Genomic DNA, 13,863 nt, shown 5'->3' with positions numbered 1-13,863 from the left:
CGAATTTGATCGCAATCTTCTGCCTGATCAGTTGGCGGATTTTCTGGCTTACCATGGCCAATCGCACTGCCCCAGCCGAACCACCACGGTGCGCCCTGACCAAATTGGAAATCAGCTTGCTCGATCACATCGTGAAAGATCGAGAGCCATGCAGCCAGAAAACACTATCCCATTATCTCGTCAAAATCGCACGCCTCGGAGGCTATCTCGCCCGCGCGAGTGATCCGCCACCCGGCAATACCGTCATGTGGCGCGGAATGACGCGCCTCACCGATATCACCCTCGGAGCGGTCACCATGGCAAATATTTGTGGGTAATCGAAAGCCTCACCGGATGGGTACGGTCGAGACATTGAAGACATCAATTCGCCTGCATCTGCCGCGATCGATGCCGGATCAGGTCATTCTCCGCTACGCTCTGGCCAGACTGCCCAGGTTGCTGGTCTGAGCCCAGGGGCGGTTGCCCCCGACCGGTCCCGATATCTACCAAGTCGAGCACATACACACCGCCGAGCCCTCCGAAACTGCCTCAGAGTCTGACTCGTAATTTGGTCTGATTTTTTTCATGCGCGTGCGACGAATCTGACGGTTCGGCGGATGGAGGCGATGAGCAGCCAGGCTTCTGACGAAGCGGTGGAGGCTTCCCAATCCTTGGCAAGGCGTCGGCAACGATTGAGCCAAGCGAACGTCCGCTCGACCACCCATCGCTTAGCGAGTACGACGAAACCCGCAGCGCTGTCGGATCGTTTGACGATGTCAATGGCCAGGCTCTCGATGTGAGCGATGGCAGTTCGCAGTTTCTCGCCGGCGTAGCCGCCATCGGCAAACAACTTGACGAGGCTGGGATAACTGTCCCGCACGCTCTCGATCACCGCAGGCGCACCGTCGCGGTCCTGGATGTCGGCCGTGTGCACTATCACGTCCAGTAGATTGCCCAAGCTGTCGGTAACGATGTGGCGCTTTCGTCCCTTGATCTTCTTGCCTGCATCGTAGCCAGCCGGGCCACCGCTTTCGGTCGTCTTGACCAATTGGCTGTCGATGATCGCCGCAGTCGGCGCAGCGTCCCTTCCCTCGATGATGCGGCTTGCGGCGACGAGCGCCTCGTTGATCAAAAACAGCACGCCGCTGTCCCGCCAGCGGTAAAAATGATACTGAACCGTGGTGAAAGGCGGAAAATCCTTGGGTAACATTCGCCATTGGCAGCCCGCCGTCACCTGATACTGGATGCCATCCCAGATGGTGCGCATGCTGTGGATCGATGGTCGCCCAACCCTGCTCGCGCGCGCCAAAAACGGCCCAATGATCGCCCACTCCTCGTCGGTGCTGTCGCTTGCATACCGCAACGCGCTCCTGTCATGATGTCGCCGAGTGATTTCAGTCCAGGCCACATGATCCTCCATTGTCTTCGCAACCAATAGAGAATCATAACCAACTGAAATCACTCACCTTAATTTTCGGTCAGACACTCAGGAAACAAATTGATCTTGGATGGACTTTAAGTTATTTCGTATCAGAGCCGGATTCTCGAATAACATAACACTGTTTTGGTAGAGTTCACTTTATCTTCCAAAAACCCCTTCAGCCGCAACATTTCTTTAATTTCCGCACATCTGTTGGGGCCGATAATGGCAGGATGTAACTCTATCAGTAACTTATTTAGCCCTGACAGATCAGCTTCCATAAGAAGATCGAATTCTCCGCCCTCAATATCGCATAAGATTGCATTGGCCCCGACTTGCGAGATAAAATCTTCTAAGCACCGACTACGGATTTTTACTTCTCGTGCCGGCTCTTCATCGGGAATCAATGACGACGAAAAGTAATGCTCTCTTAAGTAGAAATTTCGATCGGAGGCATCTTGCTCGAAACTCTTACGATTTATTAGTATATTATTAAATTGTGTTACTTCGACGGAGTTATTTATAAAGTTATATGCAGCGAGAGGAATGAGTTCTGGATTAGCCTCGAACGCAAATACGTTACTAGGCCCGACTAAGCGGCTTGCCATCATAGCAGTCAGACCGATCGCCGATCCAATATCAATCACTCTATCGCCATGGGATAAAACTTTTTCAATAATGTTACATTCAACCTCCTCGTACCGTTGGCTAGCTATTAGATAAGTGATTCGTGGAGACACGTACTTTGGATCAATTATGATCCTGAAATTTCTAATATTTAATTCAAAAATATCGTCATTTGCGTTCGAAAAAAAAGTAAATATATGCTCTTGATTAATCATTTTTACGCCATGAGTATTTGAGAAAGTTGGATTATCGCAATGTCACGAAAGTTTGGAGCCGTACAAGGACAGTACGTTTAATCGATGCGTCTCCTGGGAGTGAAAACGTTCTAAAAAACTGATGCAATTTTGAGATGTGCGGACGCGCAGATCATGATCCGTCCAAATTTGATAGATGTATTTTACATATTTTTCAGCGATCTCTAACTGATTATTACAAGATGGCACGATAAAACCAGTTTCTTTGTGCTGTACAACTTCCGGTATGCCATCAATGTCTGGTGCGATGACCGGCAAGCCGGTCGCCATCGCTTCTAATACGACGTTCGGCAGGCCATCAAACATCGATGTATAGATGAATGCGTCATAGAGAGACGCGTCTATGTCAACGAACCTCCTGTAGGGTCCTTTATAGTTAAGGTGGCTACATCCTTCAAATGCGGCGGGATCGAATGGATCTGAGTCGGACGCCGAGCTACCATAGATATCGACCGTGACCGGTATGTTTTGTGCACTCAGAATTTCCGAGATCAAGACCAGCATGAGGGGGTTCTTTTGCCAAACAAGACGCGAGGCCCACAAGACGCGCGAGTTGGTCTTCATGCGCGCGCATATGACTTGATCGGCCGTCACTGTCACGGGGCAGTATGCGCGTAAGCAGGCCCACTTGTCCGGCTGAATCCTCAGCCTGTCCCGATCGTACTCGATCAGTTTTTGATGATCGCTCACGATCAGATCGATCGCCGAAAAATTTTCAACGATAAAATTAAAGCGGTTGGGACCTGTAATGATATCGTTGTCGAGAGCATGTCGGTCGTCGCAGAAACGATAGTAGATGACCTTGTGCCGGTTGAGCACCACGCCATAGCCCATACTAAAAAAGTTAAAAATGAAGCCGCTGGTCTTCAGATGAATGCGGGCAGATGAAGCTGCACATAACAGCGCGGCGAGTACGACAAAATGGTCGTCCCGTTCGATTGGGTGGCCAAGGTTCCAGAGATCGAGCAGGTCGGTGCCGGGCGGCAGATGATCGACGTTAATCGGACCTGGGTTCGGATCGTGGCAGATGACCAAGATCCGGGTTTGCCTGTCATTCGCTACTAGGGAATGCATCACCTGGATCAGATACTTTTCGCTTCCGCCGACGGCTAGCGCGGGCAGAAAGAATATGTCTGTATATGTCGAGCCCTCCAGTGCTGCCCAAATCATCAAATACAGGTCCGCAGGAAAACGGGTCGGTTGCGGATCTGCGACTAACCGTTGCGGATAATAGGAACTGATTGAGACCGAGGGGTCGATCACGTTCATCTCACTGATCAGTTTGCGATAGACATCTCCGGAAACAAAAGACCGGGTCTCGGCGCGCCAATCATCATTTTCGGGCGTCGCTATATCGGCCCCGGGTCCGCTCTGAATCGCGCCGCGGAATCGTTCCGAAGCAAAAAGATTGGTCATCGGGATTCGGTAGTGGCTCGCATTCCGGACTCGCGATGAAAGTCCCGCACCAGACTGGCGTTTGAAGAACAAAGTGTTTGGCGCGGCAACAATGTCGTAGCCTGCTGCGACGGCGTCGCATAGAAATGTCCAGTCTTCCTGCTCGGGCGCAGCGTGATCGGGGACGCGCTGAAACTGAACGGTCTCGAACAGGGCTCGGGGTGCCAGAAAGACGTTTGGGTAATAGTGGTTTCGCATGAGGCCGAGCGGTGAAATCACCGACAAGTCGAAAAATCGTTCGACATATGGATCTTGGCCGAAATGGACGCTGTATTCGGGGATAACGATCGTGGGCTTTGGCGTCCGTGTGATCTTACGGATCAGGCGGACGAAGGCGTCGGTGGACAGAAGGTCGTAGCCGTTGAAGATCAGGAAATTGGTGCCAGCGGACTGCGCGATCGCATCGTTCCGAGCGACCCCAAGGCAGTCGGCTTCGCTATGGACGATCCGAACGCAGGTGAAGACATCATTATGATACGCCGCCATCCATGCTGCATCATGACGTGAGCAGCGACTTAATACGATGATTAACTCGACCGTGATGTCGTCGCAGGCCGCCGCATGAGCTGCAACTTCGAGTGACATGACGGCGCGCTGTAAAAACATAGCGTCGTTCTCGACTGGGAGGACAATAGATATGTCTGGCTCCATCATGCGAGAATTATTTTCTGATGGCGACATTTGATGACACCGATTATTAGGATGAAGCGGCTTGGAGATTGCATTGCAACAGGCGACTGATGTCTGTTATTTGGTGACCCAAGCAGAAGCGTTGTTCGACATAGTGGCGCCACCGGTTGGGCCGGGCGGTTTGTATAAGGGCTGCAGCACCGTCGATCGTGTGGAAGATCGTTTCAGCGGGCCAGATCGTGTCAGCGCCAGGATGGCCGGCGATGGCGATGTCACACCCGCTCAGGGCGGCTTCGGCAATGGCATAGCCGAAGCTTTCATGGAGGCTGGTATGTACCAGAACGCCGTTGCTCGCGTGCCAGGCAGGCATGTCCGCTTGGGAAATGCGGCCATCCCACGTGATCGCTCCTGTCAGGCCGAGCTTTTCGGCGAGGTACAGGAAGCTCTCGGACGCCAGAGCCTCGCCGCCCATGCCGCACAAAGTCAAGTGATAGCGATCGTCGCGCTGGTGCAGCTTCCATAGGATATGTAAAGCGAGTGTTGGGTTTTTGCGCAGGTTCATCAGCCCGCACCAGCCGAGGCGAAACTTGTTCCAGCTCTGATTTGCGGTGAATCGGGTGGTGTCCACGCCGTTGAAAATTATATGCAGACGACTAGTGTATGTGACTTCAGGCGCCGCAGAAAGAACACGCTCGCGCATGTCCGGGCTTACCACGATCACGTCATCCACCTTGGCCCAGGCGGTATTCGCGACATAAGGCGTTTCAACCGCTTCGATGCGGTGGACTCGCACAATCACGCGACGCCCGCCGAAATCGGTGGCCTCGATCATGGCCGGGAACGGCGGCCAACAGAATTCGAACCAGATGGCGTCGCGCGATGGGTCATCAGTCCACTCCAGGGCGGCGGCCAGGACGGCCGGGCTGGTGACCATGAACTTCTGGACCTCCCAGCCTGATGCCGCAGGAAGGCGCGCCAGAATGTCCGCCGTGAAGTGGTCCAACGTGGGCAGGGTCATCATGGCAAGGCGGGGTGGACGTTGCATGGGAACGGGATATCAACAAGAAGTGAATTTCCGATTAACAAGTACGCATTAGCCAACAATTTTTGCGGCAGATAAGAACTGGGATATAGGCGCTGCATGACCAAACGATCTTACCGCCCCGCAACCACCCTCATTCACGCCGGCCAGATCCGGTCCAATTTTTCAGAGAACGCCGAAGCGTTGTTCCTGACCTCCGGCTTTGTCTATGATAGTGCCGAGCAGGCCGAAGCAACGTTCAAGGGCGAGGTCTCGCACTATCAGTATTCGCGATTCGGCAACCCGACCGTCTCGATGCTGGAATCACGGCTTGCGGCGATCGAGGGGGCGGAGGCCTGCCGGGCGACCGCGACCGGGATGGCCGCGGTGCATGCGGCCATGTTGTGTCATTTGAAAACCGGCGATCGGGTTGTCGCGTCGCGCGCGCTGTTCGGCTCGTGCCACTGGATCGTGTCCACGCTGTTGCCGCGCTATGGCATCGAGGCTGTGTTCGTCGACGGCGGGGACCTCGCCGCCTGGGCGGCTGCGCTGGTGCACAAGACCGCGCTGGTGCTGCTCGAAACACCGTCCAACCCGATGCTCGACATCATCGATATGCGCGCCGTGTGCGACCTTGCGCATGCCGCCGGGGCGATTGTGGTTGTGGACAACGTGTTCGCGACCCCGCTGCTGCAACGCCCGCTCGAATTCGGTGCCGATGTCGTCGTGTATTCCGCGACCAAGCATATGGATGGCCAGGGCCGCGTGCTCGGCGGCGCCGTGCTGGGGCGGAAGGAGTGGATCGAAAACACGCTGCAACCCTTCACCCGCAACACCGGACCGGCGATGTCGCCGTTCAATGCCTGGGTCATTCTGAAGGGGCTGGAGACCATGGCGCTGCGGGTGGCGCAATCATGCCGCTCGGCGGCCGCGATTGCGGATCATCTGGCCGGCCACGCCGCGATCGAGCGGGTGCTGTACCCGTTCCGGCCGGATCACCCGCAAGCGGCACTGGCGCGGGCGCAGATGAGCGAAGGCGGCACCCTGGTGACGTTTGCGTTGAAGGGCGGCCAGGCGGCGGCGTTCCGGTTCCTCAACGCGCTCGAACTGGTCGTGATCTCGAACAATCTCGGCGATTCGAAATCGATGATGACGCATCCGGCGACGACGACCCATTCCAAGATAGCGCCGGCGGATCGGGCGGTACTGGGCATCACCGAAGGAATTATCCGGTTTTCGGTCGGCCTCGAAGATGTTGCCGATCTGATCGATGATCTGGATGGAGCGCTAAAGGCGGTCGGGTGAGGAAGCACTGCTTTTTTTGTAAAAAAAGCAGCAAAAAAACTTTCGATTTCACGGGTCCGTCGGGGTAAAAACGCCCCAGCACCAAATTAAGAAAAGTTTTTTGCTGCTTTTTTTCAAAAAAGCAGAACGTCTTTAACCCAACCGCCCGCAAGACTGGCGCAGTCGCACCAGCCCCACACGCGTCGGCTCAGACTCTTGCGCCGATCGGCAGGATCGTCCTGCCATGCGTACCGTTCGCGATTTCGGCCGCGCCGAGATAAAACGCAAGGATCGCCGTAAGCAGGCCGAAATATCCGCCGAATACTGATAGTTGCGGGCTGCCGAGCAGCGGGCCAAGGGCGAGCAGCAGGAAGGTGATGGTCAGCACGCCAAAAATCAGTTGCAGCGTGCGGTTGAGCGCCAGGGTGCCGATGAACATAGCGAGGGTGAAGAAGCCCCAGAGCAGCAAATACCAGCCGACCATCAAGCCCGGCACGCCTTTGGCAAAGAATTCGACGAACAGCGCGAAGCTCCACCAGAACGCGCCGTAGGCGCAGAACGCCACGAAGCCGAAGGTGTTGCCGGTCGCCATTTCCATCATGCCGGCGACGAATTGCGCGGTACCGCCGAAAGCGAAGGCCATGGCGAGAACCATGCCCATGCCGGCGGCCGGCATCAGGCCGGCGTTGATCATGGAGAGCAGCCAGGTCGTCAGCGCGAAGCCGAACAACCCGAGTGGTGCCGGATTGGCTAGTTTCATAAATACTCCCTAATTCTTGTTTCTTCGACGTTTCAACAGTGGACCCGACCGTACTGCATCGCACCACCTTACGTCAATTTAACGAAAGAATTTTCGAGATTCAACCGGCTAAAAATGAGCGGGCAAATGATCGGGCGTTATGAGTGGTTACCGAACCCCAGGAAACCGGCGGCGGGGTTGGGGATGCCGGGCTGGTCCGGCAAGGCGGCGTTCGGCTGCACCCGCGTCTGCTGGGCATGATAATTCATGATTTGATGGGTCGGCGCGCTCCGGATTGCGTGTGCGGCGGGCACCGAGGCGGCAATGGCCGCACCTTGCGGCGGCTGGCCGCTGGAACCTTCCTCGGCGCGGACCGATAGCAGCATGAACGTGATGTTGTTGCGGTTGAGTTCGACCGCCAGTTCGATCGGCGTCTCATCGAGCGCGTTGCGCGCGTTCAAATTGGCCCCGCGGCTGACCGCGGCACGCGCCTGGGTGTAATCGCCATGGTTGATCGCGGAAAACAGCAGCTTGGTCGGGTCTTCATCGGTGGTGGTCACCGGGCCGGCCGAGATGTTGCCGGCACCGGATGCACCAGGAAGCGCGGGCGGCGCGATCTGCTGCGGTTCCTGAGGGGAATGCAAGCCGGCTGAACCCATCGGGCCGGCCATCCCCATCGGGCTGCCGGCGCCTGCGCCGGTCATCTGGGCATGAGCAGCCTGGAAGACGGCAAAACTGGCAGCCAACGTGATGGCGGCGGCAATCCGGATCGGGGCTCTATTTGTCATGCAACACTGATTCCTGCGAGATCGAGTGCTATCCTTAGCCGATCATCGGTTCAGCCACCAGAACCCGATGGTGAGATAGGTCGCAAAACAGCTCCAGGCGAGGTAGGGGACCATCAGGATCGCGGCAATCCGGTCAATCCTGCGAAAGGCGATGATGGTAAGCGTGACCATAACGTCGAGCGCCAGGATAACCGCTATGGCCAGAGCGGGGCGGTGCAGGGCGAAAAATATCGGCGCCCAGATGGCGTTCACTCCCAGTTGCCAGCCCCACAGATTGAGGGCGCGCTGGTGATCGCCCAGCACGTCGCCGCATCGCCAGATGCGCCAAGCCGCGATCGCCATACCGATGTATAAGACAGTCCAGACCGGCCCGAACACGCCGTTCGGCGGCGTGAAAGGCGGATGCGGCAGAACCGCATACCATGTCTTGATATTGGGCACCGTCGCCACGCCGGCGACAGCCGCGACAAGCAGGGTCAGGCCGATAAATCCGGCCAACGCCCAGATCTGGGCACCTTGCGTTCGGTTCTGTTCAGGGCGTTCGGGATGACGGAAGACACGATCTCCTTTGCTTCAATCTAGGCTCGACCGGCCGACGTGAAAAGATGCAAACCACGCCTAAGGGCAGAAATCCGTGGCATTCGGGTCAGGCCCCGCAACGGCGGCCGCGAGGGCGGCGATGGCGGTTTCACCGGTGGCATGCGCCGTGCGTACCAGGGTGCGATACGCATCGAGCACCTCTTCGCCCAACGGCGTGAGATGCGCGCCGCCGCCGGCGACACCGCCTTTCGCCGCGACAATGACCGGGGCGTGAAAACTCGCATTGAGGGTTTCGGCCAGTTGCCAGGCGCGCTTGTAGCTCATGCCCATCCGCCGGCCGGCTGCGGCGATCGACCCGGTTTCGCGAATGCCGTCCAGCAGATCGGCGCGGCCCGGCCCGATGATCAGACCATCGCCAAGCACGACCCGGATGCGCAGGCCGACCGTCTCTGGGTGACGCAGTTTCACCATGTCAGGATTCAATCACGAAATTGCGTGATTGACGATATGTCCGAACGGACATATCGGTGCCGCAGCAAATTGAGCAGGAGGCGGCAATGGCGATTTCACGACGTGATCTGGGCTTGGGCATGGGCGCGGCGGTCGCGCTGCCGGCATTGATGTCACGCCAGGCGCAGGCTGCGGGCGGCACGTTGACGGTGGCTTATGCGGGATCGATGGGCGTGCTGATGAACAAGGGCCTGGGTCCGGCCTTCACCGCACAGAGCGGTGAGGTGTTTCATGGCATCGGCCAGGGCGCCTTCGCGCTGGCGCGCCTGATCGCGGCCAAGACGATGCTGGCCGACGTGTTCGTCTCGATCACGCCGGGGCCGATCGCGGTGTTGCAGAAGGCCGGGCTGGTCGGGCACGCGGCGCCGGTGGCGAGCACGGCGATGGTGATTGCGTATTCGCCGAAATCGCGCGTGGCGCCCGAGCTCAAAGCGGCGGCCGATGGCAGCAAGCCCTGGTACAAGGTGCTGGAAACCAAGGGATTGCGGTTCGGCCGCACCGACCCGCGCACCGATCCGCAGGGGCGCAACATTCTGTTCACCTTCGATCTGGCGGAAAAATTCTATCATCAACCGGGGCTGAGCCGGCGCATCCTTGGCGCACCGCTCAATCCCGCGCAGATATTTTCCGAACCTTCGCTGCTGGCGCGGCTCGATTCGGGCCAGCTCGATGCGACATCGGGCTATGAGAGCGCGGTGAAGTCGCTCAAACTGCCATTCATTCCGCTGCCCAATCAGATCAATCTGAGCGACCCCTCGATGATCAAGCCGTGGTATTCGAAAGCGGCGATCACGCTGGATCTGAAGGGCAAGACGCAGGTGTTGCACACCCAGCCCTTGGTCTTCTATGCGTGCGTGCCGCGTGATGCGCCAAACCCCAAGGCGGGGCATGCGTTCATCGCGATGATGCAAAGCAAGGCGGGTCAGGATCTGTTTGCCAAGTATGGTTACAACCCGCCGCAAGGCGGCACGATCTGAGCGGGGCATCGTTCAGGCCCCGGCCGGCGCTTGATCAGGGCGGCGGCCGGCGGGTTTGCGATTATTCTGCTGGCGGCGCCGTTCGCCGGGCTGATCCTGTTGACCGATTGGGCACATTTCGCGCTGACCGCCGCTGACGGCGAAGCGATTGCCACATCGGTTTTATATGGTCTGACGGCGCTGGCGGCTATCGCCTTGCTCGGCACCCCGCTAGCGCTGTGGCTCGCAAACGCGAAGGGCAGGCTGCACAATGCGGCGCAGTTGTTCCTGCTGCTGCCGCTGCTGACGCCGCCATTGGCCTTGGGCATTCTGCTGGCCGCGTTTTACGGACCGATCGGGCCGCTCGGAGCGTTGCTCGGCCGGTTCGGCGTGATCATCGGCAATAATCCGGCCGCGTTTCTGCTGGCCGGGATCTACGCGGGCTTGCCGACCTATGTGGTGGCCGCCCGCGCCGCGTTTGCCGAAATCCCCCCGGAACTGGCGGAATCGGCCCTGACGCTGGGGGTCACAAGGCGGCAGATTTTCCGCCACATCATGTTACCGATGGCGCGCGATGGGCTGGGCGCCGCGCTGGCCCTGGCCTGGGTGCGCGGGGTGGGCGAGTTGGGGATCGTGCTGATCTTCGCCTATTTTCCGCAGGGCATGCCGATCCGTCTGTGGGTCAATCTGGAGGACAGCGGGCTGGATGCGACGTTTCCGCTGCTCTGGGTGTTCCTGCTGGCCGCCCTGCCCTTGCCGCTGTGGCTGCTGCGCCGGAGTGCCCGGCGCTAAACCGGGCAGAGCCGGAACCGTTCAAATCCGGCCTGAGCGGTTCCGGCCACCGCCTATTCGGCCCGGCGGCCCTTTTTCTGTCCCGGAGCGGTCCCCATTTCAAGCCGGGCCGCTGATTGGCCGGGCGGCAATTACATCAGGAAGGCGACACAGCATGGCGAGTATTCAGCGCGGCCGGATCAGACCCGGCCTGCCGCACCCGCGTGGGGCGACGTGGGATGGCAACGGCGTTAATTTCTCGCTGTTTTCGGCGCATGCCGAGAAGGTCGAGGTCTGTATTTTCGACAGTTCCGGCAAGCAGGAAGTCGAGCGATTCGAACTGCCGGAATACACCGACCAGATTTTTCACGGCTACGTGCCCGATCTGGCGCCGGGCACCTATTATGGCTACCGGGTGCATGGGCCTTATGAGCCGGAAGCCGGGCATCGGTTCAATGCCAACAAATTGCTGCTCGACCCCTATGCCCGCGCCCATGCCGGCGCGTTGACGTGGAACCCGGCGTGTTTCGGCTACAAAATGGAGTCCGGCGATGATCTGACCTTCGATGATCGGGATTCCGCGCCGTTCATGCCGAAATGCGTCGTGGTCGATCCAGGGTTCGACTGGCGCGGCCATCCCGGGCGCAACCCGATCGGGTGGAACCGGACGGTTCTGTACGAAGCGCATGTCCGCGGCTTCACCATGCGCCATCCGGACGTGCCGGAACCCTTGCGCGGCAGTTACGCCGGCATGGGCAATCGGCATGTGGTCGATTACATCAAATCGCTCGGCGTCACCTCGGTCGAATTGCTGCCCATCCACACCTTCATCAACGACAGTCACCTGCTCGACAATGGGCTGACCAATTACTGGGGCTATAACAGCATCGGGTTTTTCGCACCGGACCCGCGCTACGCGTTCGATGTCGCGAACAGCCTGCGCGAGTTCAAGGAAATGGTCTACCAGTTCCACGAAGCCGGGCTCGAGGTCATTCTGGACGTGGTTTACAATCACACCGCCGAGGGCAATGAAAAAGGTGCCACGCTGAGTTTCAAGGGTATCGACAATGCCAGCTATTACCGGCTGATGCCGGACAATCCGCGCTATTACATCAACGATACCGGCACCGGAAACACCGTGAACCTGTCGCATCCGCGCGTCCTGCAGATGGTGACCGACAGTCTGCGCTACTGGGTCGAGGAAATGCATGTCGATGGTTTCCGGTTCGACCTCGGGACGATTCTCGCGCGTGAGCCGAACGGGTTCGACAATCAGAGCGGATTTTTGAAGGCGTGCAGCCAGGACCCGGTGCTGGGATCGGTTAAATTAATTGCCGAGCCATGGGATTGCGGGCCGGGCGGCTATCAGGTCGGTGGGTTTCCGCCGGGCTGGTCTGAATGGAACGACAAGTTTCGCGACACGGTCAGGGATTTCTGGCGCGGCGAAGCACCCGCGGCGGAACTCGCGCCGCGCATCACCGCATCGGCCGCGGAGTTCAATCACCAGGGACGCCGGCCCTGGGCTTCGATCAATTTCGTCACCGCGCATGACGGATTCACGCTCAACGACATGGTGACCTACAACGAAAAGCATAACGAGGCGAACAACGAGGACAACAAGGACGGCAGCAGCGACAACCGCTCCTGGAACTGCGGCGTCGAGGGGCCGAGCGACGATCCGGACATCACCACCTTGCGGGCACGCCAGATGCGCAACGTGCTGGCGACATTGCTGTTGTCGCAGGGCGTGCCGATGCTGCTGGCCGGCGATGAATTCGGCCGGACGCAGCAAGGCAACAACAACGCCTATTGCCAGGACAGCGAGATCAGCTGGGTCGATTGGGATATTGGTGAGCCCGGCCAGGCGCTGATCCGCTTCGTCCGTACGCTGACGAAGCTGCGGCTCGACCACCCTGCCCTGCGCAACACGCGGTTTCTGACCGGCCGTGAACTGGATGGGGTTCGCGACGTCGAGTGGATCAACGCGAACGGTACAGTGATCGACGACGCCCAATGGGGCGACGGCAACATGCGTTGCTTCGGCATGATGATCGATGGCCCGGCGGCAACCGCGGATTCGGCGTTCCGCCAGGATGATTCGACGTTCCTGTTGGTGTTCAACGCCCATTACGACGCCGTCGAATTCACCCTGCCGGCATGCAAGGACGGCGAGGTCTGGACCAGGGTGATCGACACCAACGACCCGGAACCCGACGAGACCGTGGTCCTGCCGATCGGTGAGGTGTTCACGGTGACCGGGCGGAGCGTGGTGGTGTTCAGCCGCGGATGAGGTAACGGTCCGGGAAGCTGTGCTTCCCGGACCGCGCCCACGATAATGGCGCTGGTGAGCGGCTAGCCGCGCATCAACACATCGCGCGTACCCCGACGCGAGCCGAAGATCGAAGCGAGAAGCCCGAGCAGCATCGTCGCGAACAGCGCGAACGACCCGATCACGGCACCATGGGCGGTTGCTTTGGCGGCTTGCACCGTATCCTGCTTCAACCTGGCGACTTCGGCCGCGGTCTGCTGTTCGACCTGGGCGATTTTCTGCGTACCCATCCGGTGAGGACCGCGGTGTGATTGCCGGTCGGCGTTCGTGCATCTCCGGTATGGATTGATCAGGCGACCTGTGCGGCTGAGCTCTGACTTTGTGGCGCGATCCAGTTCCAGGGCATCAATTCCTCGATCCGGTGTAGCGGATGGCTTGCGATGCGCGTGAGGATGTCGGCGAGCCAAGCCTGCGGATCGACATCGTTCATTTTTGCTGTCGTGATCAGGCTGTACATCATGGCAGCCCTTTCCCCACCCCGATCGGAACCCGCGAACAACCAAGATTTTCTGCCCAGAGCCAGGGTCCGCAGGGCGCGTTCGGCCGCGTTGTTGGTCAGG

The 13,863-nt window shown here is 58.7% G+C and carries 14 protein-coding genes and 1 pseudogene; 5 read left to right on the top strand and 10 right to left on the bottom strand.

Annotated elements, in window-relative coordinates:
* Positions 1 to 317 (top strand): annotated as a pseudogene (locus tag BW994_RS17705) (hypothetical protein); the annotation flags it as partial.
* Positions 318 to 562: 245 nt separating this feature from the next.
* Here BW994_RS17705 and BW994_RS17695 read toward each other — a convergent pair.
* The 4 genes from BW994_RS17695 to BW994_RS17680 form a co-directional block, all read right to left on the bottom strand.
* Positions 563 to 1,387 carry an IS5 family transposase gene (locus BW994_RS17695; protein WP_281247786.1) on the bottom strand — a complete coding sequence of 275 codons (825 nt, stop codon included), beginning with the start codon at positions 1,385 to 1,387 and terminating at the stop codon, positions 563 to 565.
* 122 nt (positions 1,388 to 1,509) lie between these two features.
* A complete protein-coding gene (locus BW994_RS17690; RefSeq protein WP_081849219.1) occupies positions 1,510 to 2,241 on the bottom strand; it encodes an FkbM family methyltransferase in 732 nt (243 codons plus the stop codon).
* Positions 2,242 to 2,283: 42 nt separating this feature from the next.
* On the bottom strand, positions 2,284 to 4,320 hold the full coding sequence (locus tag BW994_RS17685; RefSeq protein ID WP_217696477.1) for a glycosyltransferase: 2,037 nt from the start codon (positions 4,318 to 4,320) through the stop codon (positions 2,284 to 2,286).
* A gap of 112 nt (positions 4,321 to 4,432) precedes the next feature.
* A complete protein-coding gene (locus BW994_RS17680; RefSeq protein WP_081849221.1) occupies positions 4,433 to 5,410 on the bottom strand; it encodes a glycosyltransferase family 4 protein in 978 nt (325 codons plus the stop codon).
* Positions 5,411 to 5,506: 96 nt separating this feature from the next.
* Between BW994_RS17680 and metZ the strand changes: the two genes are divergently transcribed.
* A complete protein-coding gene (metZ, locus tag BW994_RS17675) occupies positions 5,507 to 6,691 on the top strand; it encodes an O-succinylhomoserine sulfhydrylase (RefSeq protein ID WP_029313927.1) in 1,185 nt (394 codons plus the stop codon).
* 187 nt (positions 6,692 to 6,878) lie between these two features.
* Here metZ and BW994_RS17670 read toward each other — a convergent pair whose 3' ends face one another.
* The 4 genes from BW994_RS17670 to BW994_RS17655 all read right to left on the bottom strand — a co-directional run bounded on the left by BW994_RS17670 (position 6,879) and on the right by BW994_RS17655 (position 9,208).
* On the bottom strand, positions 6,879 to 7,430 hold the full coding sequence (locus BW994_RS17670; RefSeq protein WP_029313928.1) for an acetate uptake transporter: 552 nt from the start codon (positions 7,428 to 7,430) through the stop codon (positions 6,879 to 6,881).
* A 137-nt stretch (positions 7,431 to 7,567) separates the two neighbouring features.
* Complete coding sequence (locus tag BW994_RS17665) at positions 7,568 to 8,197, bottom strand: ankyrin repeat domain-containing protein (RefSeq protein WP_029313930.1); 630 nt, start codon at positions 8,195 to 8,197, stop codon at positions 7,568 to 7,570.
* Positions 8,198 to 8,239: 42 nt separating this feature from the next.
* Entirely contained in the window at positions 8,240 to 8,695 is a 456-nt protein-coding gene (locus BW994_RS17660) for a TspO/MBR family protein (protein ID WP_245594234.1), read from the bottom strand.
* 120 nt (positions 8,696 to 8,815) lie between these two features.
* Positions 8,816 to 9,208 (bottom strand): winged helix-turn-helix domain-containing protein, encoded by a 393-nt coding sequence (locus BW994_RS17655; protein WP_051657633.1) that lies wholly within the window; start codon positions 9,206 to 9,208, stop codon positions 8,816 to 8,818.
* Positions 9,209 to 9,294: 86 nt separating this feature from the next.
* Here BW994_RS17655 and BW994_RS17650 point away from each other — a divergent pair, with 86 nt between their 5' ends.
* The 3 genes from BW994_RS17650 to glgX all read left to right on the top strand — a co-directional run bounded on the left by BW994_RS17650 (position 9,295) and on the right by glgX (position 13,264).
* Positions 9,295 to 10,224, top strand: coding sequence for an extracellular solute-binding protein (locus BW994_RS17650; RefSeq protein ID WP_029313935.1), 930 nt, complete (start codon positions 9,295 to 9,297; stop codon positions 10,222 to 10,224).
* A gap of 30 nt (positions 10,225 to 10,254) precedes the next feature.
* The gene (locus tag BW994_RS17645; protein WP_245594235.1) at positions 10,255 to 10,995 is read left to right on the top strand and encodes an ABC transporter permease subunit; all 741 of its coding nucleotides are present in this window, start codon (positions 10,255 to 10,257) and stop codon (positions 10,993 to 10,995) included.
* Between the two features lie 154 nt (positions 10,996 to 11,149).
* A complete protein-coding gene (glgX, locus tag BW994_RS17640) occupies positions 11,150 to 13,264 on the top strand; it encodes a glycogen debranching protein GlgX (RefSeq protein ID WP_029313938.1) in 2,115 nt (704 codons plus the stop codon).
* 62 nt (positions 13,265 to 13,326) lie between these two features.
* Here the strand turns inward: glgX and BW994_RS17635 are convergent, their stop codons facing one another.
* A complete protein-coding gene (locus tag BW994_RS17635) occupies positions 13,327 to 13,533 on the bottom strand; it encodes a hypothetical protein (RefSeq protein WP_029313940.1) in 207 nt (68 codons plus the stop codon).
* A 59-nt stretch (positions 13,534 to 13,592) separates the two neighbouring features.
* Positions 13,593 to 13,863: transposase domain-containing protein (locus BW994_RS17630; protein WP_139334199.1), on the bottom strand; the 271-nt coding region annotated here is incomplete at its 5' end.

Source organism: Acidiphilium rubrum (genome assembly GCF_900156265.1).
In the GTDB taxonomy this organism is placed as follows: domain Bacteria; phylum Pseudomonadota; class Alphaproteobacteria; order Acetobacterales; family Acetobacteraceae; genus Acidiphilium; species Acidiphilium rubrum.
This window is presented reverse-complemented; position numbering and strand designations above follow the sequence as displayed.